We start from the raw sequence: 23,325 nt of genomic DNA, 5'->3' as shown, positions 1-23,325 counted from the left end.
ATTTTCGGACGTAAACACGGCGAAGGCGGCTACCGGCCCTCGTGGCCCCGCCACCACCAGGTAAGGCCGAGGAGCCGGTGTGCCCACGCACCTTGAACCATCGGGCTGCGTGCCGCGTCCTCCTGATGCGCGACCCGTGCCGGGCGGGCGCTGTGCGAGGGTGAGCAGGGGACGGATGACGGGTGAAACGATCGGTATCGGGCTGGCCGTATTGGCGGGCCTGGCGAGTCTGTGGGCCGGCGCCCGGGAGGCACGGCTGCAGATGCGGCTGAGCCGCTACGGGCTGCGCGCCGAGGGGGTGGTGGTGGACCAGAAGCATGAGCCGGGGGACGACTATTCGAAGCCCGTCATCGAGTTCACCGACCGGCAGGGCCGACCCGTCAGGTTCCGGCCCGCCACGACGGGGACGGGGCTGGCCCTCGGAACCCATGTACCGGTCGCCTACCTGCCCGAAAGGCCGAAACGCGCAAGGGTATTCACCCGGAAGTACCGCCTGTATCCGATCGTCGGCCTGTTCTTCGGAGCCATGCTCTGGCTCGGCGTCGCGGCTGGGTGCGTGCTCACGCGCTGAGCTTGTTCTCCCACCTCGTTCTCACTTACGGATCCATCGCCAGACCTGTCATGGGACCCATCGGACATGCCCAACGACCTTGCTCATCGCCGGCCTGGCCGGTCGTGGACCAGCCCTGCGCTCAGAGTGAACGGTCGAATGCGTTCTGATCGAGCTGAATCTGTGGCATGTGCGTCTCTGCCCACTCTCGCAACTGTGACAGGGGTTGTGCCAACGACTTTCCACGCACGGTGAGCCCGTAGAACACCCGTGGCGGAACGGAAGGCTCGACCCGGCGGGTGACGAGGCCATCCCGTTCGAGTGACCTGAGGGTCTGCGTCAGCATCTTCTGGGAGATCCCGGTCATGGCTCGCTTGAGTTCGGTGAAACGAAGTTCGCCATCGGTCTGGTCGAGGGTCAGGACGAGCATTGTCGTCCATTTCGTGCCGACCCGGTCGAGCAGCTGCCTGGTGGGGCAGGCCGCATCGAAGAGGTCGCCGCGGTGAGGGGTTACCCCGGGGTGACCAGGTTTCCGGGAAGTGCCTCCTTGAACGTCCACGGTCGGTCTCCTATGTTCGCCTGGTATCTGATAGTAACCGGCTGGATGAGATGAACGATGTTGATTGCCTACCTGGCGGACGCCCGAGCGCGGTACATCTCGGTGAACGGCGTCCGCCTCGCGGTCGAGGTGGCGGGTGAGGGCCCCGCGGTCCTGCTGCTGCACGGTTTTCCGCACACGCGGGCGATCTGGTCCGAAGTCGCGGCGCTGCTGACGGCGGCCGGGCTTCGTGTCGTCGCGCCGGATCTACGCGGTCTGGGCGACAGCGACCGAGCGGCCGGCGGTTACCTGGCGACCGAGCTCGCCGGGGATCTGGTCGGGGTCCTCGACGCGCTTGACATCGACCGGGCGCACGTCGTCGGCATCGACCTCGGCGCCGCACCGGCGTTCGCGTTGGCCGCGACCCACGCGCACCGGGTGTCCAGCCTGACGCTGAGTGAGGCGATGATCGGCACACTGCCCGGCGCCGAATCCTTCACGGCGAACGGCGCGCCCTGGTGGTTCGGGCTCCACTCGGCTCCGGGCGGGTTCGCCGAGGACCTGCTGGAGGGACGGGAAGACCACTACATCCGGTTCTTCCTCGACGGCGGAAGCCGCCGCGGGCTCTCGGAGGCGCTGACCGCCCGGATCGTCGAGGCGTACCGTGGGCGGGAGTCCTTGCGGGCCGCTTTCGAGCATTACCGTGCGATGCCCGCGAACGCGGGCTGGATCTCCTCGTGGGTGACGCACAACGTGTTCACACTTCCGGTGCTCACGATCGGCGGAGGCGCGGTCGGCGAGGGCACCGCGCGTCAACTCGCTCCGTTTACCGAGAAGTTGACGGCGAGCCTGCTACCCAACGCCGGCCACATCGTTCCGATCGACGAGCCCGAAGAGTTTTCGGCACTGGTAGCGCAGCACGTCAAGTCGGCGGAGGCGCGATCATGACGAACAAGCGCACCGTCGTCCTCAGCCCGGTCGAACTTCCACACCGCACCGGCTTCGGAACCAGGCAGGTGACAGCATGACTCGTGAGCAACGCGAGCAGGTCCGCGAACTCCGGCGGAACTCGCCGCTCGACCTGGGTGGCGATCTCGACGTCCAACGGCCGCTGTTCGAACAGATCCTCAGCTCGCAGCCGGTGCCCGCCGACGCCATCGTCGAGAAGCTCGACCTGGCGGGCGTCGCCGCACTGTCGGTCACGATCAGCGGTGCGCCGCAACCGGTCGGCACCGCGCTCTACTTCCACGGCGGCGCGTTCGCTCTGGGTTCGGCGGACAGCTCCTTGGGCTTGGTGACCCAGATCGCCCGGCGATCGGGACTGCGGGTCGTCACGGTGGATTACCGGCTTGCGCCGGAGCACCCGGCACCGGCCGCGGCGACCGATGCCGCGACGTGTTATGAAGCGCTGCTGGACTCGGGTGTCGGCGCCGACGAACTGATCGTGATCGGGGAGTCCGCCGGAGGCGGGGTGGCACTGAGACTGCTCACGTCACTGGTGGCGGGAAACCGGCCCGTACCGGCGGGCGCGGTGTTCCTGTCGCCCTGGATCGACTTGACCTTGGCCGGCGACTCGATGACAACGCGGGCGTCCGTGGACGTCGCGGTGAATCGGGAAGCACTCGCCCGGCGCGTGCTCGACTACGCCGGCGAAGGTGCTGCCGCGGCGCGGGAGCACAGCCCGCTGTTCGACGGCCTGCACGGGGTGCCGCCCACTCTCGTGCAGGTCGGAACGCACGAAACACTGCTCGACGACTCCATCCGGCTCGCCTCCCGCCTGGCAGCCGCCGACGTCTCGGTCATCCTCGACATCACCGCGGAAGTGCCACACGTCTTCCAGGGCTTCGCGCCGATCCTGGACGAGGGCGCACTGGCGCTCGACCGCGCGGCCCAGTTCGTCCGAACCGCGCTGAAACAACCGGCACGCGATCTTCTGCCCGGCTGATCCCCGTGACGAGAACCTCCGCCGGCCATATGTCTCACGGCGACGAGCCAACCAGGAGGAGAGCATGACCGAAACGACGCGAGCCGTTGCGCTCGACGCACTCGGGCAGCTAGTACCGCGGCCGTGAAGTTTGCGGCTGGGCGAGGTCGTCGAGTGGGCTGAGATGAGCAACGGAGTCCCTGGTAGAACGGTGTCGGCCAAGATCACCGTGCAGGAACTCCGTTGGATACCCAGTCTGTCATCACCCGTACTGTCCGTGTGGCCGGGGGCCGCTTCGCGCCTGGCCACATCGGTGAGCTCACCCAGCTCATACCCTTCGAGATGGTCGACCAGGCCCTGAAGGCCGCCGGCCGGGTTCAGTCGCGGCTGCGGGATCTGCCGTCCTGTGTGGTCGTCTACCTGATGCTGGCCGCGTGCCTGTTCCCGGAGGTGGGATAGCCGGCGTATGGCGCAAGCTCACCGGCGCGCTGGCCGGTCTGTCCCTCGCCGCGCCGTCGGCGAGCGCGCTGGCCCCCGCCGCCGTATCGGCGCCGCACCACTGAAATGGCTGTTCGACCTGCCGGCCTCCTGCAGGAGCAGGAGGTCCGGGCTCACGTCGTGGACGATGCTGACCAGGCCCTCCCACCGCCCGTCCGTGGAGGCGCCGATCTGGGCGTTCTGGCTCATCACGGTCAGTATCACGGAGTTCTCCCGAGACGCGGGTAGGTGTGCAGAAGGCCGGGCGGGGGGCCCAGGTTGGCACGGCAACGACCTAGGCCTGATCGCGTACGAGGTCTGCATCGACCGGGCGCGCGGCGCTGGTGGTACCGCATTCCGTGGGCTCAGTTGGGGGCTGTCGTCGGTGCCACTGCGGCGATCGGAGGTCTCGTAGGTACTGCCATCGCCGCGTACTACGGGGCGGAAGTGTCGAAGGATCAGCTGAATCAGTCGCGTGAAGAGGGTGAGCGTTCAGCTCGTGATCAAGTCGCGCATGTCTCCTACTGGGTTGAGGACTGCTCTCACCTGTCTGCATGGCGGCTACACCTGATGAACCGGTCGCGGGATCCGGTCACCCAGGTCGACGTGACAGTGACTGCGGACAAAGGGGAGAGAACCGCCTCAATCGAGTTTGGATGGTCGAGCCTCGCACCGTGTTCCGAAGTCCCCTTGACAGGGGGCGAGATCGAGCAGATTCCACAGATGGAACCCAGTGAAGGGTCAGAGCAGAGGCTAGCGGTCCCCGAGGTGGCGTTCGAGGAACGCTTCGTGGATGTCGGCTCGGCGTCCCCAGCGGACCCGTAGGCGCCCGAAGCCGTGCAGCCAGGCGAAGGTGCGCTCGACCACCCAGCGATAGACACCCAGTCCGCTGCCGTGGGGTGTGCCGCGGCGGGTTATGACGGGCACAATCCGGCGGGCTCGGACTTGGTCGCGGTAGACGTCCTGGTCGCCGCGGTCGGCGAAGACGAACTGCGGCTTGCGGCGGGGCCTGCCGCCGGGCCCGTGTGGGTCCCCCTTTTGGGGCCCTGACGTGGGAGGAGTCGACCACACAGCGGGACCAGTCAAGCCGGGCTACGGCGTTCAGCTCGGCGAGCAGAACCTCGTGTAGCCGCTGACAGACTCCGGCCTCGTTCCAGTCCCGCAGCCGCCGCCAGCACGTCATGCCCGAGCCGAAGCCCAGCTCCTTGGGCAGGTACTCCCACTGGATCCCGGTGTGCAGCACGTACAGGATTCCGCACAGCACCTCCCGGTCCGGCAGTGGTTTGCGGCCTGGATACCGGAACCGCCGCTCCCTCCTCGGCGACAGCGGTTCGATCCGCTCCCACAGTTCATCCGACACGACCCAAGGCGACGCCCCCATGACCTGGCCAACTGGTGAAGGTCGGGCTGGGTCACGATGATCGGTTCGGATACCGTCCGAGTGAGGAGACGTCACCAGGGGGATGGGATGAACGCAGAGACCGTCACTGCGATATGCGCGGTCGTGATTGCTGTCGCGTCGTTGGTCGTCTCGGTCTATCAGACGCACGCCATGCGGCAGCACAACCGCCACTCGGTGCGCCCGATACTCCAGCTACACCGGGGCTGGCCGACGGGAGGCAGAGCAGGGATCCGGCTCATCAACTCCGGACTTGGACCGGCGGTCATCGTCGACAGCACGCTCACCGTCGATGACGAAGTGATCGGCGCCTGGAACGCGCCCAGTGTCGACCACGTCCGTGACCGCCTGTCGGTGCGCCCATCCGCTGTGACCTTCAACCGCGGAGAGGTCATCGCCACCGATTACGAACAGTACTTGTTGAGTGTCGCGAGCTACGACCCGCAGAACCATGCCGAGGTCGAGGACCTGATCAATCGGCGGCTCATACTCAAGATCCGTTATGAGTCCCTGTATGGCGGAGAGGACTACACAGCCGTCCTGCGCCCGATCCGTTGAGGGGGTCACTCCGCGCCATGCTCCCGATCATTCTGTTAGAACTCCTAAGGCTCCCCGATTTGCAGGGGGCATATGCGGGACCTACTTTGGTCTGTGGGACGTCTGCTGGCCGGGAATGATCGTCGGCGCGCCGGGAAGACCCCATCGCCATGGAACCCGGCAGATCTGGTGCCGAACTTTCCTGAACCCAAACAAGAAGCGGTTGCAATTCGGTCCGCCCGCAATTCGGCGCACGTCTCATGGAGATCGCTATGTCCACAGCCGTCTCGGCGCCGCCCCAAGTTGTGGCCACCGGCCTCGACTTACCCTATGGGCTGGCCATCGACATCGAATCGAAAATCGCCTACGTCTGCACGAGAGATACCCTGACGAAGGTGTCGCTGGTCGATGGTAAGAAGACGCCCGTCGTTGGGTCCAGCATGGCCGCGTCACGCTGATAGGCGTCGAAGACGGAATACGGCCCTCCTGTCGGAGTGAGGGAGCGGGGTCGTAGGTAAGTCCTGGGCGAAATTCGCCGCAGGTTCGTTCGGCGCACCCATCACCACAAGTGTGCCATGAGTGCGCGCATTCGAGGAGGCAGAAGTGGAGTTCATCGGTTACTTCCCGCAGTGGTCGATCTACGACCGCAAGGTGTTCCTCAAAACCATCGACGACAATGGCACGGCGGAGCGGCTGACGATCCTCAACTACGCCTTCGAGAACATCACCTCGGGCGATGTGCCGGCATCCACGGAGTACCCCGAGGGGTACAAGGGGTACCGGTGCTTCGAGGAGGTCAGGGCTCGTAAGACGGTCACGCCGGATAATGCGGACGCCGGGATCAACACCGGTGACGCCGGCGCGGACTACCTCACCCCGTTCATCAAGGGGTCGGGCAAGGAACCCATCGGGTCGAATGACCCGAGCTGGGGCGCGAAGACCCTCATGGGGAACTTCAACCAGCTCAAGAAGCTCAAGGAGAAGCACAAGCAGCTGAAGGTCCTCGTCTCGCTCGGCGGCTGGACGTACAGCCGCAACTTCTCGCTCGCCGTGGCCACCGAGCAGGGGCGGAAGGACCTGGTCTCCTCGTGTATCGACCTCTTCATCAAGGGGAATCTGCCCACGCAGATCTGGCAGACCGACTGGCAGCATCCGGAGAAGCCCCCGGTCCTCACGCCGCAGTTCGGCGGCACCGGCGTGGCCAAGGGGATCTTCGACGGCGTCGACATCGACTGGGAATGGCCCGGATGCGACAAAGGGCTGCCCGGGAACAAGTACGACCCGGCGCACGACAAGGCGAATTTCGTGGCGCTCCTGAAGGAGTTCCGCAAGCAGCTGGACGACCCGGAACTGGTCAAGAACTATCCGCCGCGCGGCGGGAAGTACCTGCTGACCGCTTTCCTCCCCGCCGACCCGGGGATCATGGCAGCCGGCTGGGACGCGCCCGAGGTCATGAAGTGCCTCGACTTCGGCAACATTCAGGGATACGACTTCCACGGAGCCTGGGAGAAGACCACCGACCAGCAGTCCGCCCTCCTCCCGCCGGCCACCGGGCTCACCGTGGAGAGCGCGGTCAACGCCTGGATCAAGGCAGCGGGTGAGAGTGTCCGGTCGAAGCTGACGTTCGGGATCCCGTACTACGGCCGCGGCTGGAAGGGCGTGGGAACGGAACACCCCGACGGGCTGCACAACTCGGCGACCGGGCCGGCGGCCGGCAAATACGAGCCCGGCGTCAACGATTATCGCGTGATCGCCCAGCTCGGCGACAGCTACAAGGTGCACTACAGCCCGGACAAGGCCAACTGCAGCTTCGCCTGGCGGTACAGCGAGACGGACCGCGTCTTCTGGACCTTCGACGACGCGACCCTCGTCTACCGCAAGGCCGCCTACGCCAAGAAGCTCAAGCTGGGCGGGGCCATGGCCTACTCGCTCGACGGTGACGACCCGACGACCGGCGTGCTCTCGCAGCAGATCCGCGCCGGGCTCGACGGCATGAAGCCGCCGTTCAACGGCGTGAACGGGGATTGATCTCCTGGTGCAGTGCATCGGCCCCTGCTGCGAGGTGGCAGGGGCCGATGGCTGTGCGGCCCGATCAGCCGCTGACGCTCTCCTTGCCGTTTTCGACGTGGCCCGCCACGCGCCGCAGCAGTACCTGCTCTCCTCCGCGGGTGACGGACAGGGTGAGGTCGTACCACCCGCACTGCACCTCGGTGTCCCACGGGACGGCAATTTCGTCCCCAGGTCCCGGCGTGCGCGATTCCATACTCGTCCGCTCTTCGGTCGGGCCGAACTCGAAGGTGGCCGGAGCTGTGCCAGGGTTGAACGGCCTCATCGACGACACCTGCGGCGTATCGCATGTCTACCATGCGCATCCCTGGGCCCCGATCCCTCACGTGGCAACGGTGCCAGGGACCTCCCCGCCACTCCGGCCCTGCTGATTTCGTCTGCCGGGCCGGACGTCCTGTGCCGGCCTCGCCCTTTGCGCCGTGCCGGCCGATCCCGGCCGACGGCTCTCCGCAGGCGTGGTTGGGGCATCAGGGGCAGGGCAGCGCCGAGGCGTTGCCGGAGGTGGCTGGGGTGCTCGGGGCGGGAGGGCAGCGACGGTTTGCTTGATCCCTACTGGCGTAGGGGTGTTGGTGTAGCGAGTGCCGGTTCCTGGGTGAGTTCTCCCGCAAGGTGCGAAAGCAGGCTGGTGAGGGTGTAGTTGGATGCGGTGATGGCCCAGGCGGGTCGGTCGATGTCTTCACCTGCCCAGATCGTCCAGGTGATGAGGGTGGCGTTGGGGTCCTGGGCGGCGAAGACGTCGAGCGTGAGGCCGGCGTTCCCGTTGTCGGGGTGCCAGCGCAGGTAGCGTCCCGGCGTTTTGGACTTCCAGCCGACGTCGGCGAGCGGGCGCGTTACCTCGGCGACGGTCTTTTCGGTGATGGGACTGCCGTCGGTGTCCCAGGCGTCGCCGGAGGCCAGGACGGTGCAGGGCTTTCACGATGGGGGCGGGAGTGGCACCGGTCATGGTGAGGTGCCACATGCGGTCCGAGACCGGGGTCTTGTACGCGGCCACGGGCCAGGCCCTCTCGCGGGGGTCGGCTTCGTGTGCGCGTTCGATGCGCAGGGTCTGGGACTCGTGGGTCGCGTGAGAGGTGTTGTCGGACCAGGTCCGTTCCCTGTCAAGTTCTACGTGTTGAAGCCATAGGCGCGGCCCGGCCAGGACGCAGCTCGGAGATCACCGCCTGCCGGCACGACAAGCTCACCGCCAAACTGCGGGCGGCCAGCCTCGCCGCCATCGCCGACCTGGGGTTCGTCGGCCTGGACGACTCCGGCGACCCCGGCGCCGACCCAGCGGTGATCACCAGCAACAAGGCCGCGAAGAACCAGCCCCTGACCCGCGGGCAGAAACTCTCGAACACCGCCCTCGCCGCCGTCCGGGCCCCGGTCGAGCACGGCTTCGCCCACCTGAAGAACTGGCGCGTACCCGGAAAGATCCGCACCGACCCGACATGGGCGACCGCACTGGTCAGGGCCCTGCTAGTCCTCACCAACCGCGAAGTCTCCCGATGACCGACGATCTTCACCGAAGTCACCGCCCCGACCAGCACAAGCATCCCCAAGACCAGACACACCAGAGACTTCACCTGCAACTTAAGGATGCACACGTCTCACTGATCTTCAGTGAAGATCCGACTGAACCTCGGTCAGTCGATGCCTTCGACGATGCGGAAGTCGCGCTCGACGCCGTCGGAGAGGGCGACCAACGCCTCCTGGTACGCCGGGCTCTCGCGCGCCGCGACGGCCTGCTCGAAGCTGTCGAACTCGATCAGGACGGTGCGCTCGGCGATTCCGGCGTCATGCGCCACGACCCGACCGCCACGGACGAGGACCCGACCGCCCCCGGCCGCGACGGCCGGACCGGCCAGCTTGTTGTAAGCAGCCAGCTTCTCAGGGTCTGAAATGGTGCGGTAGACGCTGACCCAGTAGCCCTTGGGCATGGAACCTCCAGTGTTGGGATGAGTGCATCTGACTTACGGGTTGGTCTCGGACGAGCGTCGGCGGGCGAGAGCGAGGCTTGTCAGCGTCGTGATCGCCATGGCGCCGATGCCGACCAGCGCCGCGGTGGTGTAGGCGCTGTCGTCGGGGAAGAGGTGGCCGGGGCCGGTGCCCGCGGCGAGGATCAGGCCGCCGATGGCGCTGCCCAGGGAGTACCCGACGCTGCGGACGACGTAGTTGAAGCTCATGGCGCTCGACGTCTCGCTCTTGGGGGTGACGGCCAGGATGACGCCGGGCATCGCGGCCGAGAAGCCGCCGACGCCGAAGCCGAGCACGCCCATCGCCACGAACAGTTCGGCCAGGTCCGACCGGGCCGCCGCGAACAGGGCGAACCCGCCGCCGACCACGACGGCGCTGACAGCCAGGAGCAGGGGGTCGGTGATCCGCGTCCGGACCCGCGGCGTGAGCTTGCCGGCGACGAACCCCAGCACCGAGAACGGGATGAGGACCAGCCCGGCGACGAAGGTCGTCAGCCCGAAGCCGTAGCCGGCGCCGTGCGGCGTCTGCGCGTACCGGGTGATGAGCGTGAGCAGGAGGTACATGCCGATCCCGCCGACGAACATGGCGAGGTTCGCCCCGGCGACCGCCGGGTGCCGCACCGCCCGCACATCGACCAGGGGCGTCGTGCTGCGCAGCTCGATGACGGCCCAGACGCAGAGCAGCTCCACCGCGACGACGGCGAGGCCCGCCGCCACGGCGAGGTGCCGGCTCCACAGATTCCGTTCGCCGGCGAGGAACAGCACCAGGAGCAGCGCAGCGGCCAGGACGACCGCGCCTGCCACGTCCACGTGGGCGGAGCGGCCTTCGGGGGCTTCGGGCATGGAGCGCCACGCGGTCAGGAGGGCGGCGGCGGTGACGACCAGGCCGAGGCCGTAGGCGGCCCGTACCCCGCCGAGCTCGGCGAGCAGTGCGGCCAGCGGGTAGCCGACGCCGGCCCCGATGATCGAGACCACCGAGATCAGGGCGATCACGGCCGCGCTGCGCTCCTCGGGGAGGTGGTCCCGGGCCACGCCCATCATCAGCGCCGTCAGCCCGAGCCCGACGCCCTGAGCCGCCCGGCCGCCCAGCAGCCACGCGAACGGCAGCGGCAGCACGGTGAGCGCGCTGCCGGCGACGACGACCGCCAGCGTGGCGAGGATCGTGGCCCGCCGGTGCGGGCCGGCTCCGAGCCGGCCCAGGACCGGCGTGGCGACGGCGCCGCTGAGCAGCGCGACGGTCAGCGTCCACTGCGCGCTGCCGAGCGAGACGTGGAACGAGGTCGCCACGCTGGTGATGAGCGGCGTCCCGAGGCTGGCGACCGCCGCCACGGCCAGAGCGATGAACATCAGGGCGGGGACCAGCAGCCGCGCCTTCGAACGCGCCACCGGGAACGCCTTCACCGCGACCCCGCCGACCGGCTGCCCGGTCACTGCTTCGGCCCTTCGCGGTCCTGGCTTTCGAGCTCTGCCAGATGCTTCAGCGCCGGAAGGGCCGCCACCAGCGCCTCGACCTCGTCGCCGGTGAGCTCGCCGATCAACCGCTCGAACGCGTGGACACCCGCCTGGCGCCGCGTCCGGACATAGGAGGCGCCGGCCTCGGTCAGGCACACCAGCGTGACCCGCTTGTCGGACGCGTCGCCCCGCCGCTCGACCAGGCCGGACTCCTCCATCACCCGGACCAGGGCGGTCATCGCGGGCTGGGTGACGCCCTCGACCGCGGCCAGATCGGTGATGCGCCGCGGGCCGGTCCGGTCCAGGGTGGCCAGGGTGGCGGCGGACGTCAGGCTCATGTCCCGGGGCAGGCGTCTCGCGGCCCTGGTGGCCAGGCCGTAGAGGGCTGCCCCGATGGCGGCGGACGCGCCAGGAGCGGTGTCTTGACGACTCATGCTCGAAGCATAGCATTTTTATATTCATGGTTTATGGAAATGGTCGACTGGCGCGGGCGGCCTCGACCGCTGGGCTCCCGGGCGTATCCGGTCTTCTCCCTGCGCTTCCAGGAGTTTCCCCACTTCAGGGGGCCGACCAGGCGGATGCGGTGATCGCGGGCGGCCGCGTCGAGCTGGACGACGGACAGGTAGCCGCCGTCGACGAGGTGCTCGGCGGGCAGCATCCGCCGCTTGCGCAGGCGGGCATGGATGCCGGGCAGGGCGACGACGTCGCCGGTCGGGACCGTGGTGGCGGCATCGGTGATGATGTTGACGCTGTTGTCGTCGCAGGTCTCGGTGGCGTGGGCCAGATAGCCGATCCAGGTTGCGGTGGCCGCGGCGGACGTAGCGAGCCTCGGCGTCGTAGGGGGACTCCAGGCGCTGCCCGGTGGGAGGTCGGCCGTCCTTGTCGGTGCGCGGACGCAGCTTTCCCTGGCGGTCCGCGGTGAAGTGCTGCACCAAGACCTGCCGGAGTATCTCCGCGGCCGACGGCAGCCCGGACCGCGTCTGGAGGAGGCGCCAGAGCAGCTCGGTGGCGTCGGCGGCGGCCTGACGCATGCGGGTGGAGGGATGACTGGGCTGGCTGACGAGACGGACCTGGCGTCCGTAGCGCAGGGCCCAGTCCTCGTCCACGAGATCGTCCAGGATGCCCGGGGCGGGCGGGCGGTCTCCTCCAACGCTGCGCGGACGGATTCCAGGACCAGTTCCAGGCTGGTGAGTTCACGCACCGCGGCCAGCGTCAGAAACAGCCGCTGCCACGTGTGCTCGGGCCTCTCCTCGCCCAGCACCCGCGCATAGCGGGCGAGCACCCGGCCGCGCTGGCCGACTCGGGCGTCGTGGGGCGCCTCCCCGGTCCGGGCCGGACAGTCCAGAGCCTCACCCAGCAGCAATGCCTCGCTGCCGCGCGCGAACATCCCCGACCGCCACTGGGTAAGGTGACGGGCATTGTCCGTGGTCCGCAGGTGCGCGGCGCGGAACATCCGCCGCGCCGTGGTGACGATCGCATCGAACTCACCGCCCTGGAAGGACACTTCCCTCGCCGTGGGGGACAGGACGCGGCGGGCGAGCGCTTCCCGCGCCGCCGCGGACAGCCGCGAGTCGTCCAGCAACAGCCCCCGCACGGTCGTGATCTGGCGGTAGCCGAGCCGGGTATTCGGCCGACTGAGCCGCCACTGCTTCCACACCCCCGCGGTCAGCTCGCCGACGTCGGCAACCGGGCGTCCAGCGTGGCCAGATACGCGGTGAACGCCCGCAAGGGAAGCCAGAAGTACCTGCTGCTGTGGTGCGAGGACCACCGGTTCGGCACGCACCGCGCGGCGAACAGGCGGGCCAACGAGCGGCGCAAGGCATCCGCGCCCGGCAGCGTACGGAAGTCGTAGACCGCGACCGGTGCTCGACGACGAGGCCGTCGCCACCACAACCAGCGGCCTGCGTACCGGCGTTGCCGACCGCGGCGCCGGACGTCCGCGTCGGCTCACCCCGCCGCCCGTGGGGGAACCTGCAGCATGGCGTCGATGTCCTGGATGCCCTCGGCCTCCCGGGCCACACACGCGAACACCTCATCCATCTCCCGCGCCGGCCGCTCCCCATCACCGAACAGGGGCGCGGTGGCCAGCAGCGACCGCAGCTCAAGGTCGGCGACCGGGGCCAGATAGCGCTCCCGGGTCGTTTCCAGGAACGCATGACCCAACAGGTCCTGCACCATCCGAGGGCGAGCTGTGCCGGCACGAATGCGGCGTCGCATACGGCGCCAGGCTGCAGTGCGGGTCCAGCCGACGCCCCGGCTCCGGATCCAGCACCACCCGGCACCGCTGGTTCGCCGCCGTGAACACGTTGTTCCACGAATGTGGTTGGAACGGCAGCCCCATCTCGTTCAGCCACAGCCACAACGGCTCCGCTCCCGCCGGGCTACCACGTCATCCGTTCGTCCGCGGTCGCCTCCGACAGTGCAATGCGGCCTGTAACACCCTGGCGGTCGCGCCAGTACACCGTCGGCTTCGGTCCCCGGCTCACCCGGGTGACCAGCCGCATGTCCCGCACACCGTCGTACCGGCCCCGGGCCTGGGCCGTGCGGATGGTCTCGGCGCGCGAGGACTCGACGTAGCTCTCGATATCGCCCACCACATGAGCCTCGACGTAGTAGGTACGGGCCTTCTTGGACCGCGTGACCGCCGCCGCGAGGCGCCCGGTGTAGTAACGGCCGCCTTCCAGGCGCAGTGACGGCACCTCGAACGTCAACAGCGAGGCGCCTTGCGGCCCTCCAGCCGGCCCACCCAGCCGGGCGAGGGCAGGCTGTCAGTGCCGTAGCCATGCAGCCCGACGTCCACCCACAGCCGGAACGTCCGCGGCGTCAGCCAGTGGACGTCGCTGCCCCGGGCGTCCTTCGCCTTCCCGTCCGTGTACAGGTTCATCAGCGCGGCCAGTTCACGGTTCCACTTGTTCCCGCCCACCCGCACCGGGTTCTCGGGTGACGTCTGGCGCCAGAACTGGAAGTCGTCGACATCCGACTCCGCCGCCTGCGTCCAGACCTTTCCCCGCTGCCACAGGAAGTTGAGGAACAGACAGAGGTCCGTGATGTAGTTCCGCTTCGTCTCCTTCGTGTATCCGCGGAACGGGCTACTGCACGTGTACAGGCTGAGAAGCTCGTCGATGCGGTAGTCCGGCGCCAGCAGAATCGGGTCACCCGGCCGGATCCCGGTTGACGCTTCGCGCTCCGCCAGGTCCATCCAATCTGAGAGCACAGGTACGCGCGCTGGGGTGATCGACGCTGGCTTGGGGATCCGCCGATTCAATAGGGATGGTCTGCCACTTCTCCCAGTCGTCGTGTGTGGCGAGGAATTCGTCGCGGACGACATCGCCAAGCTGGCCGCGGTGCCCAAGCAGACCGTCTGACCTGGTGGCGGACATCCCCGCCGACGCCGCTTCTTTGGACGAGAACCTCAACCGGCTCGCCCGCCGGTTCGTGGGTGTCTGCGGCGCCTGATCATCGCCAACGCCGAAGCGTTCCCTGAGCTGAGCGCCGCCTGGTACGCGCGGGGTTTCGAGCGGGTCCTGGACACCCTCGCGGCCACCTTCAAGCGCTTGGCCGACCAGGGGCTGCTCCGCATGGGCGACCCGCTCCTGGCCGCCAACCACTTCGCTGGCCTGCTGCTGTGGATCCCGGTGAACAAGGCGATGTCCACCGGCTCGCCCCAGCACACCGAGGCCGACCTCGACCACTACGCCGCCGCCGGCGTCCGTGCTTTCCTTTCCGCCTACCGCTGATCATCACGACGAAGCACCCGTCTCGACCCGAAGGGGACCGCATGCCTTGATACGAGCGCACCGTGGAACGCGACGGCGTCGGCCTCTCCTGCCGCGACTGGCCCGGACATGGCACACCTGTCGTTCTGCTCCACGGGCTGGCCGGACACGCAGGCGAATGGGACGACCTCGCCCAGGCCCTGAGCCCTCGGCACCGCGTCGTCGCCGTGGACGAGCGCGGTCACGGCGCCAGCGAACGGCACCCGCACGATGTGAGCCGCACCGCCTACGTCGCCGACGTCATGGCCGTCGTCGAGCAACTCGACCTGCACCGGCCTGTACTGGTTGGCCAGTCCCTGGGCGGGCACACCGCCATGCTCACTGCCGCCGCGCACGGCGAACTGATCGGTGCCCTCGCCCTCGTCGAGGCAGGCCCTGGCGGCCCGAACCCCGACGCCCAGACCGAGATCGGCGCATTGCTCGACGCCTGGCCGATACCGTTCCCCTCACTCCCGGCCGCCACCGAATTCTTCGGCGGCGGCCCGGTCGGCGCAGGCTGGGCAGCCGGACTGGAGCGCAAGGACGACGGATGGTGGCCGCGCTTCGACCGTGAGGTGATGATCGCCTCACTTGCCGAGAACGCCCGGCGTTCCTTCTGGGACGAATGGGCCGGCATCACCTGCCCGACCCTGGCCATCTGGGGCCAGCGGGGCATCATCCCCCCGCAGGAAATCGAGGGCATGCTCCGGCAGAGGCCCGAGACCGTGGCTATGAGCGTCCCCGGGGCCGGGCACGACATCCACCTCGAACACCCCAGCGTGCTGCGACAGGCGCTCCAGAGCTTCATCGTGACGGAAATCTTCACCACTGAGCCGAGCTGACCGTTGCCGCCTGCGCAGTTCGGGGTACTGCCGCGATGTTCGCTGGAAATGCAACGGCCCCGTCGTCGCCCCGTCGTATTGTCCGCGTACTCATCAAAGTGCCCCCGCGTCACCCGGGGTCCGCGTGGCCGGACAGGCGGAGGCACGGTTTCGAACTCCCTGGACGGGAGAATCGGGCTTTCCCAGGTCAGCGCACCCTGCCGCGTGGCTTCAACGGCACGGCCGGCAGCTCGGGTGCGGGCAGAGGCCCGCCGTCGTAGCCCTTTACCTCCCCGAACCGGGACCCCTTCATCCAGTCCTCGCGAGCCTGCACGATCTCGTCCTGGGAGCGGGCGACGAAGTTCCACCACATGATCAGCTCCTCGGCGAACGGCTCGCCGCCCAGCAGCATGATCCCGGCGTCCGACTCGGCGCGCAGTGGGAGTTCGGTGCGGCCGCAGCCGAGGTAGAGCATCGAGCCAGGCAGTACCGGCACGCCGTCCACGTGCACCTCGCCGGACATGGCCAGTACGCCGTACTCGAAGTCCGGTTCGAGGGGCAGGCGGACGTCGGCGCCACGGGTGAGCGCGAGGTCGGCGCCGACGATCGGGGTGAACGTCGTACCGGGGGAGGCGGCGCCGTCCAGGTCGCCTAGGACGACCGTGGCGGTCAGGCCGGGCGCGGTGACGGTGGGCAGCTCGGGGTGGTGCTCGAACTTCGGTTCGGTGTGGCGGTGCTCGTCGGGGAGCGCGACCCACAGCTGCGCGCCGTGCAGGAAGCGGGCGTGCGACTTGGGGCTCTCCTCGGAGTGGCTGATGGCCCGACCCGAGGTCATCAGGCCCAGCTGCTTGGGCCGGATCATCTGCAGGCTGCCGGTGGAGTCGCGGTGCAGCACCTCGCCCTCGTGCAGCCAGCTGACCGTCTGCAACCCGATGTGCGGATGCGGCGGGACCTGCATGCCGGGCTCGTCGGCGATGTCGTCGGGGCCGTAGTGGTCGACGAAGGCCCAGGCGCCGATCATGCGCCGGCCGAGGTTCGGCAGCAGTCGGCGCACCTCGGTCGACTCACCGAGTTTCACCATGCGGGGGCTCAGCAACTCGCGGACGGGCTCGGCGACGACGAATCCGCGGCCGCCGCACACGCTCGGAACGGGTGCACGGTCAAGATTGCTCATGCCGCACAACCTAGCCCTGCTCCGGCCTCATCGGCAGGCCATCGGCCCGGCACGGGCGAGCGTTCAGCCGGACGTGGTGAACCGGTTGCCATCACGACGTCCCGGCCAGGCGGCGGGCGGCCCTGCATCGCCTCGTACAGCGTCGCGCTCAGGGATCAGACCTCCCGGAGTGCGCGCAGCCCGGTACGGCCCCGGATCAGCGGGCGGCCAGGTGGCGTGCGAAGAAGGCGCGGACCGCGTGGCGAACCCTCGGCACTGAAATGTTCGGGTCGAGGGGCCCGATCAGTCTGTTCCGCTCCGCTGCCGTCATCAAACCGGCCGTCTGGAGCTGGGGGAGCATCGCGGCGTAGTCGGCGAAGACCCAGTGGTTGGCGTCGGCGATGCGTGCGCTGCGGACCCACCGACGCGAGCGAGCGGCCAGGGCCGACCAGGAGCGGTCCAGTTCCTGCCGGCGGTCGAACCCCTCGCTGCCGAGCAGGAGCAGTGGCCGGTCCACCCCTTCCGCCGTGACCGGGAAGGGGTCGGGGGCGCCGCCGGGCATGGTGGGCGGGTAGTCGAGATAGCCCTCCAGATTGATACCGGCGCGGACCCGGTGGTTCTCGTGGAGCACCTCGGCGGTGGCGCTTCCGCCCGCCGAGTGGCCGTACACGGCGAGGCGGCGCAGGTCGAGCGTGTCGGCGAGCCCGTGCGGCAGCGGCAGATCGGCCGCATGGCCGAGTCGGTCGAGGACGAAGTGCAGGTCGGCGATCCGCGTGTCGATCATGGTGCGCCAGAAGGACGGCTGGTCCCGCGGATCGCCACGCAGGACCGTCGTGCGAACCGCATCGTGCCGAAACGGTGTGACGCCCGGGAATTCAACCGCGGCCGCGTCCCCGGGATGGTCGACCGAGACGACCACGGCGCCGTGGCTGGCCAGGTCCTCGGCCAGGCAGGTCCCCAGGCCGCGCGGATCGCCACCGCCGGGGCTGTACACCAGCACAGGGCGTCGGCCCGGCAGTGCCGCAGCGCCCGTGAAGGAGTGGGACAGGGTGGCACCCCAGTCCACGCCCGCGCCGGGCAGCCGGAGGGGGCCGTGCGCACCGATCTGTCCGAACCAGAACGCGGCCTGCGGGGCCAACTGCGCAGCCCGGGCAAGGCCGGTGACGTCACGGGCCGGGTAGAACACCGTCAGCATCAGCTCCCGCACCGGGAACTCGGGCGTCAGGGGGTCGCGTCGGGAGGTGTCGACCAGGTAGACCGACTGGCCTCCCACGGGGTGACGGCCGGTGGGGGCGGGCAGGACGAGTACGGCGGCGCCCGCGGCCGGGGTCGCGACGGAGGCGTGGGCGCGGTCGCGGGTACCGAGCAGCAGTGCGGCGGAGCCCAGTACCGCGGACCTGGTGACGGAGCGTCGGCTGAGGGAGAAGTCGTGGGTCATGCCGGGCATGCTGTCCGACCCGGCCCGGCGTGGGCGATGGTTTAGCTTGGGGGCTCAAGGATGGCGCCCTGGACGCTCGTCGTGTCAACCCGCAGGAGGGCCGTGCTCCGGATCCACTTCACGCCGGACGACTTCGCCCGCGTCCGCCTCGCGCCGCGGCCGGCGCCGCTCCAGGAGCTCAACGTGGCGCTGATGACGATGTGCCGCCAGGACGGCGACCTTCTCTACGGCGCGTGGCGTCGCAAGGTACTGCGGGCCCTGCCGAAGGCGGTCGTTCCGCTCGCGGACCTCGTCCCGGCCGGGCGGGCGCCGGCCTTCCTGGACGTGGTGGCGGACTCCCTCCCCGAAGCACTCGAACAAACCCGTTCCGCCCCGGCCGAGCTGGTCAGCGCCGAACTGGAACGCGCCTACGCACCGGCGCGGACGCCCGCGCCGCCGTGGATCCGCGACCTGCACCGGGGTGACGCCGAGGGCTGGCAGGTGATCCGTCGTGCGCAGGAGGCGGCGTTCGAGGCGCTCCTCGGCCCGGTCTGGGGACATGTGCAGGATCTGCACCATTCCGAGTTCGTGCGCCGGGCCGTGCAACTCGCCGGGGGCGGTATCGGCTCGCTGCTGGACGGGCTGCTGCCCGGCGCCCGCCTGGACGGCGGTGTCTGGGAACTTCCCGGCAGGCCTCGGGACGTCCACCTCGGCGGGCGCGGCCTGCTTCTGCTGCCCAGCTTCCACTGGTCCGGGGGACCCCTGTTGTCCGACCTCCCTGACCGACCGGTCGCGGTCACCTACCCGGCCGGTCCCGGCTTCCCGCCCCAGCCCGGCGGCCTCACCGGCCCGCAGGCCCTGGCCAAGGTGATCGGGAACACGCGCACCGAGCTGCTGCAGCTGCTGGCCGAGGAGCGCACCACGACCGAGCTCGCCCGACAGCTCCGCGTCAGCGCCGCGACGGTCTCCGCCCACACGGCTGCGCTCCGAGGCGCCGGACTGATCTCCACCGAGCGTGCCGGGAAGGCGGTCCTGCATCGGCGCACCGCGCTGGGGAGCCTGCTGCTGCGACAGGGTGCGTAGGGCCTGTCCGGCGGATCAGGTCACAGAGAGACGACGGCGGGTCACGGCCCCGGGGAACGCGGGTCACGGCCCGGGGAACGTGGGTCACGGCCCGGGAAGCTGGGGGACGGCTCGGCCGTGGAAGGGCGAACGGGGCTGGGGACCTGTGTCGGGGTGCCGATCGTCGGCCGGGGGGAGCGGGCCGGCTCGGCCGGGCGGGCCTGGCCGCCGCGGACGGCGAAGAACACCAGGGCCGCCACCGCGGCCAGGGTGAGCAGGCCCACCGCGACCCGGCGCACCGCCACCCGGCGGGGGCGGACCGCCCCGGTCGGCGGGCGCAGCGGACGCAGGTCGGCCGGGCCGACGGACTGCGCCCGTGCGGCCAGGGCGACCCGCAGCCGCTCCTCGAGAGGCGTCGGCGCGGTCCCGGTACCGGATTCGTTCATCGCAGACCCTCCAGACGCCGGCCGAGGGCGTCCAGGGCCCGGCTGGCCGTGGACTTGACGGTGCCCCGCGACAGGCCGAGCGTCGCCGCGATCTCGGCCTCGGTCAGATGCGACCAATAGCGCAGGACCAGCACCTCACGCTGACGCGAAGTCAGCGTCCGCAGGGCCGTCAGCACTTCCCGATGATCCTCGTGGAGCAGGACGTCCTCCTCCGGTGCGGGCGCGTGCTGCTCGGGCTCGGGGATGTGCGCCCGTACGGTCCTGCGCCGCCGCAGCACCGAGCGGGCCCCGTTGACGACACTGGTCCGCAGGTACGCCTCGGGGTCGTCCAGCGAGCCGAGCCGGTGGCCGTGGCGGCGGAACAGCGCCGTGAAGGCGTCCTGTACGACGTCCTCGGCCGTGGGCAGGTCGTCCACCAGCAGCACCGCCAGGCGCACCAGGGACAGCCGGCGGTGGTGGTACAACTCCTCGATGCCGGGCGGGGGTTCGGATGCCACCAGCCCCTGGGCCCGGGTGCCGTCGCCGGCGCGGGTCGGCACCGGGTCGGCGCGTGCACGCGCGAGGACGCGGGCCCGCAGCGCGTGCGTGAAGCTGCGCCAGTGCGAGGCGGACCGCTCGGTGCCGGCCCGGTCCCAGGGCAGTGCCGCCGCCGGTGGTGTGGCTGTCGTCATGGATCTCCCGGCCGGGTGTGCGGGGAGCCGCGCCGGGCGACTCCCCGCACACCGGCATGCCTCAGTGGTGCTGCGGAACCCGCGCGGGCGTGGCGTACCCGGTCGCGGGGACGGGACTCGGCGACGCCGTCCGGTGGTGCCCGTGGTGCGGTGCGGGCACCGGGGCAGGGGCGGCCGGGGCCGGAACGGCGGTGGCCGGAGCGGCGGTGGCCGGAGCGGCGGTGGCCGGAGCGGCGGTGGCCGGAGCGGCGGTGGCCGGAGCGGCGGTGGCCGGCACGGGCCGCGGCGTCCCCGCGTGCGTGGGGGACGGCACGGGGCTGGGGCTGCCCGGGTGCGGTGTGGACGGCACGGGAGAGGGGTTGCCGGTGTGCGGCGTGGACGGAACGGGAGACGGCGTCCCCGCATGCGGCGTCGACGGCACCGGCTTCGGTGTCGTCGGGCGGGTCGGGGCGGGCACCGTGGTCGGCTTCGCGTGGCTGCCCGCGGGCGCCGGAGCGGCGGTGGCGTCGGAGCGGGACGCGGAGTGCGCGGCGCTCTGGGCCGCCTGGGCGGTCATGGTGCCGCCGACGGCCAGGGTCGCGCCCACGGCGGAGACCCCCAGGACGGCGCGCAGCCTGCGGATGCGGGGAGGGCGCGGGGAACGGTGTGCGGACATGGGTTCCTTCGGTTGCTCGGGTCGGTCGGACATCGGTCGAAGTGGAGGCCTCCACCCCGACAGACGTCCGACCCCCGGCGAGGTTGCAGGCGACGGCCGACCGATTTTCCGCACGTGTGGCCGACCGCCGCTCGGCGGTACCGCCGGGTCAGCCCAGCTTCTTCAGCAGGTCCTCGGCGACCGGTCCGGAGGAGCCCGGGTTCTGCCCGGTGACCAGATTGCGGTCGACCACCACGTGCGGGGCCCACGGCCGGCCCACCTGGAGGTCGACGCCCGCCTCGGTGAGCCGGTCCTGGAGCAGCCACGCGGCCCGCTCGGCGAACCCGCTCTGTGTCTCCTCCTCGTTGGTGAAGGCCGTCGCCCGGTAGCCGGCGAAGGCGTTCGAGCCGTCGGGCCGGACCGCCGCGAGCAGTGCGGCCGGACCGTGGCAGACCACCGCCAGCGGCTTGCCCGAGTCGAGGGCCGCGGTCAGCAGCCGGCCCGAGTCGGCGTTCACGGCCAGGTCCTCCATGGGGCCGTGCCCGCCGGGGTAGAACACGGCGGCGTAGTCGTCGAGGTCGACCTCGGCGAGCTTCACCGGCTCGCGCAGCTCGGTCATCCCGTCCAGGGCGCGCGCGACCTCGTCGGCGCCCTCCTGACCGCCGTTGAACTCGGGAGCGAGGCTCGCCCGGTCGACCGTGGGCACCACACCGCCCGGCGTGGCGACGACGACCTCGTGCCCGGCGGCCTTGACGGCGCGGTACGGGACCACGGCCTCCTCGGCCCAGAAGCCGGTCGGGTGCAACGTGCCGTCGGCGAGCGTCCAGTGGTCGGCGCCGGTCAGCACGAAAAGGATCTTCGACATGAGTCTTCTTCTCCTGGAACTTGCGCTGGTGGGGACAACGTAGGCGACACCGGTCATAGGCAACCAATGCAACGACGCATGGCAGACATCGGATCTCCTATGGGTCGCGCGGAGGGCGGTGCGGTGAATACTCGGCCTCGTGGACATCCCTTCCCTCGACCTCAACCTTCTGCGTACCTTCCTCGCCGTCTACCGCTCCGGCTCCTTCACCGGCGCGGCCCGTCTGCTCGGTCTGTCGCAGCCGACGGTGACGACGCAGATGCGGACGCTGGAACGGCTGAGCGGCCGGGAGCTGTTCGAGCGGCTGCCGCGCGGGGTCGCGCCGACGCCGGTGGCCGACGCACTGGCCGCCCGGATCGCCGCGCCCCTGGACGAGCTGGCCGCCGTCGCCGGGCCCGAACCGCTGGAGGGCGCGCGCCCGGAGCCCGTCCACCTCGCCGGCCCCGCCGAGATCCTGTGCACGCACGCCCTCCCCGCCCTGGCGCCGCTCGTCGCCGAGGGCGTACGCCTGCGGGTGGCGACCGGCCTGACCGATCCGCTGCTGGACGAACTGCGCGCGGGCCGCCACGACCTGGTGCTCTCCACCGCTCGCCCGCGCGGCCGCGCCCTCGACGCCGTGCCGCTCACCGACGAGGAGTTCGTGCTGGTCGCCGCCCCTGCCTGGGCTGGGCCGACGGCGGACCGGCTGCGCGTCGAGGGGCCCGCGGCCCTCGACTCCGTACCGATGATCAGCTACGCCGAGGACCTGCCGATCGCCCGCCGCTACTGGCGGCACGTCTTCGGCCGGCGCCTGTCCCGCACCGCCGCCGTGACCGTGCCCGACCTGCGCGGGGTGCTGGCGGCGGTGGTGGCGGGCGCGGGGTTCGCCGTGCTGCCCCGCTATCTGTGCGCGGAAGCGCTGCGGTCGGGCGCGCTCGTTGCGCTGCTGGAACCGGAGGACCCGCCGATCAACACGGGCTTCCTCGTCCAGCGGCCCGGCGCCTCGGGCAACCCCGACGTGGCCCGCGTCCGCGACCTCCTGCTGCGGTCGGCCCGGACCTGGTAGCTCAAGGGCGGTGACCGGAACGCCACTCCGGTGCCAGCACCGACCAGATCTCCTCGTCGTGCCGCTTGCCCCGGTACAGGTAACTCTCCCTGAGGACGCCGTCCCTGCGCATGCCCAGCCGCCGGGCGACCGCGATGCTGGGCGCGTTCTCGGGCGACACCCACCACTCGACGCGGTGGATGCCCCGCTCCCGGATCGCCCAGTCGACGAGCACCCGGGCCGCCCGCGTGACCAGGCCCCGGCCCACCGCCGCCGGCTCCAGCCAGCAGCCCGCCTCGGCGATGCCCTGGGCCACGTCCATCCGGCGCAGGATCACCGCCCCGACCAGCGTGCCCCCGTACCGGATCCCGCACAGGCGACCGGCGTCGGCCGCCTCCTTGTCGGCATAGGCCTGGAGGAATTCCCGGCTGGACGCCAGGTCCGTGACCACGTCCGGGAGGCCGTTGAACTGCCCGATGAACTCCCGCCCCCGGTCCAGGTGGTCGAGGAACTCCCCGGCCTGCCAGGGGCCGACGGGACACAGCTCGGCGCCGTCGTCACCGAGGGAGATCGCGTACAAG

At 70.2% G+C, this 23,325-nt stretch carries 31 protein-coding genes and 1 pseudogene; 14 read left to right on the top strand and 18 right to left on the bottom strand.

The window, feature by feature from the left end:
• The first annotated feature begins 175 nt into the window (after positions 1–175).
• The gene (locus ACZ5DS_RS22280) at positions 176–571 is read left to right on the top strand and encodes a DUF3592 domain-containing protein (RefSeq protein WP_468241184.1); all 396 of its coding nucleotides are present in this window, start codon (positions 176–178) and stop codon (positions 569–571) included.
• Between the two features lie 121 nt (positions 572–692).
• Here the strand turns inward: ACZ5DS_RS22280 and ACZ5DS_RS22275 are convergent, their stop codons facing one another.
• Positions 693–1,109: a winged helix-turn-helix transcriptional regulator gene (locus ACZ5DS_RS22275; RefSeq protein ID WP_468241181.1), complete on the bottom strand. Its 417-nt coding sequence runs from the start codon at positions 1,107–1,109 to the stop codon at positions 693–695.
• A 57-nt stretch (positions 1,110–1,166) separates the two neighbouring features.
• Between ACZ5DS_RS22275 and ACZ5DS_RS22270 the strand changes: the two genes are divergently transcribed.
• The 4 genes from ACZ5DS_RS22270 to ACZ5DS_RS22255 all read left to right on the top strand — a co-directional run bounded on the left by ACZ5DS_RS22270 (position 1,167) and on the right by ACZ5DS_RS22255 (position 3,575).
• Positions 1,167–2,036, top strand: a complete 870-nt coding sequence (locus ACZ5DS_RS22270) for an alpha/beta fold hydrolase (RefSeq protein WP_468241179.1) — start codon at positions 1,167–1,169, stop codon at positions 2,034–2,036.
• 193 nt (positions 2,037–2,229) lie between these two features.
• A complete protein-coding gene (locus ACZ5DS_RS22265; RefSeq protein WP_468241177.1) occupies positions 2,230–3,033 on the top strand; it encodes an alpha/beta hydrolase in 804 nt (267 codons plus the stop codon).
• Between the two features lie 222 nt (positions 3,034–3,255).
• Complete coding sequence (locus ACZ5DS_RS22260; protein ID WP_468241174.1) at positions 3,256–3,471, top strand: transposase domain-containing protein; 216 nt, start codon at positions 3,256–3,258, stop codon at positions 3,469–3,471.
• Complete coding sequence (locus tag ACZ5DS_RS22255) at positions 3,447–3,575, top strand: hypothetical protein (protein ID WP_468241172.1); 129 nt, start codon at positions 3,447–3,449, stop codon at positions 3,573–3,575. Before ACZ5DS_RS22260 ends, ACZ5DS_RS22255 begins: the two co-directional genes overlap by 25 nt.
• Positions 3,576–4,242: 667 nt before the next feature.
• Here the strand turns inward: ACZ5DS_RS22255 and ACZ5DS_RS22250 are convergent.
• Positions 4,243–4,870, bottom strand: a pseudogene (locus ACZ5DS_RS22250) (transposase).
• A gap of 87 nt (positions 4,871–4,957) precedes the next feature.
• Here ACZ5DS_RS22250 and ACZ5DS_RS22245 point away from each other — a divergent pair.
• From ACZ5DS_RS22245 to ACZ5DS_RS22235, 3 genes are all read left to right on the top strand, one after another.
• On the top strand, positions 4,958–5,446 hold the full coding sequence (locus ACZ5DS_RS22245) for a hypothetical protein (protein WP_468241170.1): 489 nt from the start codon (positions 4,958–4,960) through the stop codon (positions 5,444–5,446).
• 251 nt (positions 5,447–5,697) lie between these two features.
• The gene (locus tag ACZ5DS_RS22240) at positions 5,698–5,883 is read left to right on the top strand and encodes a hypothetical protein (protein WP_468241167.1); all 186 of its coding nucleotides are present in this window, start codon (positions 5,698–5,700) and stop codon (positions 5,881–5,883) included.
• A 145-nt stretch (positions 5,884–6,028) separates the two neighbouring features.
• Positions 6,029–7,453 (top strand): glycoside hydrolase family 18 protein, encoded by a 1,425-nt coding sequence (locus tag ACZ5DS_RS22235; protein ID WP_468241165.1) that lies wholly within the window; start codon positions 6,029–6,031, stop codon positions 7,451–7,453.
• Between the two features lie 64 nt (positions 7,454–7,517).
• Here the strand turns inward: ACZ5DS_RS22235 and ACZ5DS_RS22230 are convergent, their stop codons facing one another.
• Together ACZ5DS_RS22230 and ACZ5DS_RS22225 are read right to left on the bottom strand one after the other, a co-directional pair.
• Positions 7,518–7,757, bottom strand: a complete 240-nt coding sequence (locus ACZ5DS_RS22230; protein WP_468241163.1) for a phospholipase domain-containing protein — start codon at positions 7,755–7,757, stop codon at positions 7,518–7,520.
• 411 nt (positions 7,758–8,168) lie between these two features.
• Positions 8,169–8,483: a hypothetical protein gene (locus ACZ5DS_RS22225; RefSeq protein ID WP_468241160.1), complete on the bottom strand. Its 315-nt coding sequence runs from the start codon at positions 8,481–8,483 to the stop codon at positions 8,169–8,171.
• A gap of 32 nt (positions 8,484–8,515) precedes the next feature.
• Between ACZ5DS_RS22225 and ACZ5DS_RS22220 the strand changes: the two genes are divergently transcribed.
• Positions 8,516–8,980, top strand: coding sequence for a transposase family protein (locus tag ACZ5DS_RS22220; RefSeq protein WP_468241158.1), 465 nt, complete (start codon positions 8,516–8,518; stop codon positions 8,978–8,980).
• A 134-nt stretch (positions 8,981–9,114) separates the two neighbouring features.
• On the opposite strand, the gene ACZ5DS_RS22215 is transcribed toward ACZ5DS_RS22220, so the two are convergent.
• From ACZ5DS_RS22215 to ACZ5DS_RS22200, 4 genes are all read right to left on the bottom strand, one after another.
• Positions 9,115–9,408: a DUF1330 domain-containing protein gene (locus ACZ5DS_RS22215; protein ID WP_468241156.1), complete on the bottom strand. Its 294-nt coding sequence runs from the start codon at positions 9,406–9,408 to the stop codon at positions 9,115–9,117.
• 33 nt (positions 9,409–9,441) lie between these two features.
• Entirely contained in the window at positions 9,442–10,875 is a 1,434-nt protein-coding gene (locus ACZ5DS_RS22210) for an MFS transporter (protein ID WP_468241153.1), read from the bottom strand.
• Positions 10,872–11,234 (bottom strand): MarR family winged helix-turn-helix transcriptional regulator, encoded by a 363-nt coding sequence (locus ACZ5DS_RS22205; protein ID WP_014173936.1) that lies wholly within the window; start codon positions 11,232–11,234, stop codon positions 10,872–10,874. Before ACZ5DS_RS22205 ends, ACZ5DS_RS22210 begins: the two co-directional genes overlap by 4 nt.
• A gap of 92 nt (positions 11,235–11,326) precedes the next feature.
• Complete coding sequence (locus tag ACZ5DS_RS22200) at positions 11,327–12,553, bottom strand: hypothetical protein (protein ID WP_468241151.1); 1,227 nt, start codon at positions 12,551–12,553, stop codon at positions 11,327–11,329.
• A gap of 42 nt (positions 12,554–12,595) precedes the next feature.
• Here ACZ5DS_RS22200 and ACZ5DS_RS22195 point away from each other — a divergent pair, with 42 nt between their 5' ends.
• Complete coding sequence (locus ACZ5DS_RS22195) at positions 12,596–12,748, top strand: hypothetical protein (RefSeq protein WP_468241149.1); 153 nt, start codon at positions 12,596–12,598, stop codon at positions 12,746–12,748.
• Positions 12,749–12,843: 95 nt separating this feature from the next.
• Here the strand turns inward: ACZ5DS_RS22195 and ACZ5DS_RS22190 are convergent, their stop codons facing one another.
• From ACZ5DS_RS22190 to ACZ5DS_RS22180, 3 genes are all read right to left on the bottom strand, one after another.
• A complete protein-coding gene (locus ACZ5DS_RS22190) occupies positions 12,844–13,074 on the bottom strand; it encodes a hypothetical protein (protein WP_468241146.1) in 231 nt (76 codons plus the stop codon).
• A 203-nt stretch (positions 13,075–13,277) separates the two neighbouring features.
• Positions 13,278–13,607, bottom strand: coding sequence for a hypothetical protein (locus ACZ5DS_RS22185; protein WP_468241144.1), 330 nt, complete (start codon positions 13,605–13,607; stop codon positions 13,278–13,280).
• Positions 13,604–14,095, bottom strand: a complete 492-nt coding sequence (locus tag ACZ5DS_RS22180; RefSeq protein WP_468241142.1) for a site-specific integrase — start codon at positions 14,093–14,095, stop codon at positions 13,604–13,606. Before ACZ5DS_RS22180 ends, ACZ5DS_RS22185 begins: the two co-directional genes overlap by 4 nt.
• A 244-nt stretch (positions 14,096–14,339) precedes the next feature.
• On the opposite strand from ACZ5DS_RS22180, the gene ACZ5DS_RS22175 reads away from it, so the two are divergent.
• Entirely contained in the window at positions 14,340–14,633 is a 294-nt protein-coding gene (locus ACZ5DS_RS22175; protein ID WP_468241290.1) for a TetR/AcrR family transcriptional regulator C-terminal domain-containing protein, read from the top strand.
• Between the two features lie 62 nt (positions 14,634–14,695).
• Positions 14,696–15,493 (top strand): alpha/beta fold hydrolase, encoded by a 798-nt coding sequence (locus ACZ5DS_RS22170; protein ID WP_468241140.1) that lies wholly within the window; start codon positions 14,696–14,698, stop codon positions 15,491–15,493.
• Positions 15,494–15,680: 187 nt separating this feature from the next.
• On the opposite strand, the gene ACZ5DS_RS22165 is transcribed toward ACZ5DS_RS22170, so the two are convergent.
• Complete coding sequence (locus ACZ5DS_RS22165; protein ID WP_468241138.1) at positions 15,681–16,646, bottom strand: pirin family protein; 966 nt, start codon at positions 16,644–16,646, stop codon at positions 15,681–15,683.
• 196 nt (positions 16,647–16,842) lie between these two features.
• Positions 16,843–18,063, bottom strand: a complete 1,221-nt coding sequence (locus ACZ5DS_RS22160) for an alpha/beta hydrolase (RefSeq protein ID WP_468241136.1) — start codon at positions 18,061–18,063, stop codon at positions 16,843–16,845.
• A 102-nt stretch (positions 18,064–18,165) separates the two neighbouring features.
• Here ACZ5DS_RS22160 and ACZ5DS_RS22155 point away from each other — a divergent pair, with 102 nt between their 5' ends.
• A complete protein-coding gene (locus ACZ5DS_RS22155; protein ID WP_468241133.1) occupies positions 18,166–19,125 on the top strand; it encodes an ArsR/SmtB family transcription factor in 960 nt (319 codons plus the stop codon).
• 41 nt (positions 19,126–19,166) lie between these two features.
• On the opposite strand, the gene ACZ5DS_RS22150 is transcribed toward ACZ5DS_RS22155, so the two are convergent.
• From ACZ5DS_RS22150 to ACZ5DS_RS22135, 4 genes are all read right to left on the bottom strand, one after another.
• Positions 19,167–19,550: a hypothetical protein gene (locus tag ACZ5DS_RS22150; protein ID WP_468241131.1), complete on the bottom strand. Its 384-nt coding sequence runs from the start codon at positions 19,548–19,550 to the stop codon at positions 19,167–19,169.
• The gene (locus ACZ5DS_RS22145) at positions 19,547–20,221 is read right to left on the bottom strand and encodes an RNA polymerase sigma factor (RefSeq protein ID WP_468241129.1); all 675 of its coding nucleotides are present in this window, start codon (positions 20,219–20,221) and stop codon (positions 19,547–19,549) included. Before ACZ5DS_RS22145 ends, ACZ5DS_RS22150 begins: the two co-directional genes overlap by 4 nt.
• Before the next feature lie 61 nt (positions 20,222–20,282).
• Positions 20,283–20,876: a hypothetical protein gene (locus ACZ5DS_RS22140; RefSeq protein ID WP_468241127.1), complete on the bottom strand. Its 594-nt coding sequence runs from the start codon at positions 20,874–20,876 to the stop codon at positions 20,283–20,285.
• Positions 20,877–21,024: 148 nt separating this feature from the next.
• Positions 21,025–21,720 carry a type 1 glutamine amidotransferase domain-containing protein gene (locus ACZ5DS_RS22135; RefSeq protein ID WP_468241125.1) on the bottom strand — a complete coding sequence of 232 codons (696 nt, stop codon included), beginning with the start codon at positions 21,718–21,720 and terminating at the stop codon, positions 21,025–21,027.
• A gap of 139 nt (positions 21,721–21,859) precedes the next feature.
• Here ACZ5DS_RS22135 and ACZ5DS_RS22130 point away from each other — a divergent pair, with 139 nt between their 5' ends.
• Positions 21,860–22,765, top strand: a complete 906-nt coding sequence (locus tag ACZ5DS_RS22130; protein WP_468241122.1) for a LysR family transcriptional regulator — start codon at positions 21,860–21,862, stop codon at positions 22,763–22,765.
• 1 nt (position 22,766) lies between these two features.
• On the opposite strand, the gene ACZ5DS_RS22125 is transcribed toward ACZ5DS_RS22130, so the two are convergent.
• Entirely contained in the window at positions 22,767–23,324 is a 558-nt protein-coding gene (locus ACZ5DS_RS22125) for a GNAT family N-acetyltransferase (protein WP_468241120.1), read from the bottom strand.
• Position 23,325: the final 1 nt, after the last annotated feature.

The sequence above is a fragment of the Streptomyces sp. NPDC031100 genome (assembly GCF_055570785.1).
The sequence above is the reverse complement of the archived record's forward strand: the minus strand, read 5'-3'. Positions and strand labels throughout refer to the sequence as shown.

Excerpts from the sequence above, each read along its gene's own strand:
- ACZ5DS_RS22270 (WP_468241179.1), top strand. The coding sequence starts at position 1,167 with ATGTTGATTGCCTACCTGGCGGACGCCCGAGCGCGGTACATCTCGGTG.
- ACZ5DS_RS22140 (WP_468241127.1), bottom strand. The coding sequence starts at position 20,876 with ATGTCCGCACACCGTTCCCCGCGCCCTCCCCGCATCCGCAGGCTGCGC.
- ACZ5DS_RS22160 (WP_468241136.1), bottom strand. The coding sequence starts at position 18,063 with ATGACCCACGACTTCTCCCTCAGCCGACGCTCCGTCACCAGGTCCGCG.
- ACZ5DS_RS22215 (WP_468241156.1), bottom strand. The coding sequence starts at position 9,408 with ATGCCCAAGGGCTACTGGGTCAGCGTCTACCGCACCATTTCAGACCCT.
- ACZ5DS_RS22280 (WP_468241184.1), top strand. The coding sequence starts at position 176 with ATGACGGGTGAAACGATCGGTATCGGGCTGGCCGTATTGGCGGGCCTG.
- ACZ5DS_RS22245 (WP_468241170.1), top strand. The coding sequence starts at position 4,958 with ATGAACGCAGAGACCGTCACTGCGATATGCGCGGTCGTGATTGCTGTC.
- ACZ5DS_RS22190 (WP_468241146.1), bottom strand. The coding sequence starts at position 13,074 with ATGGTGCAGGACCTGTTGGGTCATGCGTTCCTGGAAACGACCCGGGAG.
- ACZ5DS_RS22240 (WP_468241167.1), top strand. The coding sequence starts at position 5,698 with ATGTCCACAGCCGTCTCGGCGCCGCCCCAAGTTGTGGCCACCGGCCTC.
- ACZ5DS_RS22230 (WP_468241163.1), bottom strand. The coding sequence starts at position 7,757 with ATGAGGCCGTTCAACCCTGGCACAGCTCCGGCCACCTTCGAGTTCGGC.
- ACZ5DS_RS22145 (WP_468241129.1), bottom strand. The coding sequence starts at position 20,221 with ATGACGACAGCCACACCACCGGCGGCGGCACTGCCCTGGGACCGGGCC.
- ACZ5DS_RS22165 (WP_468241138.1), bottom strand. The coding sequence starts at position 16,646 with ATGAGCAATCTTGACCGTGCACCCGTTCCGAGCGTGTGCGGCGGCCGC.
- ACZ5DS_RS22205 (WP_014173936.1), bottom strand. The coding sequence starts at position 11,234 with ATGAGCCTGACGTCCGCCGCCACCCTGGCCACCCTGGACCGGACCGGC.
- ACZ5DS_RS22180 (WP_468241142.1), bottom strand. The coding sequence starts at position 14,095 with ATGGACCTGGCGGAGCGCGAAGCGTCAACCGGGATCCGGCCGGGTGAC.
- ACZ5DS_RS22135 (WP_468241125.1), bottom strand. The coding sequence starts at position 21,720 with ATGTCGAAGATCCTTTTCGTGCTGACCGGCGCCGACCACTGGACGCTC.
- ACZ5DS_RS22150 (WP_468241131.1), bottom strand. The coding sequence starts at position 19,550 with ATGAACGAATCCGGTACCGGGACCGCGCCGACGCCTCTCGAGGAGCGG.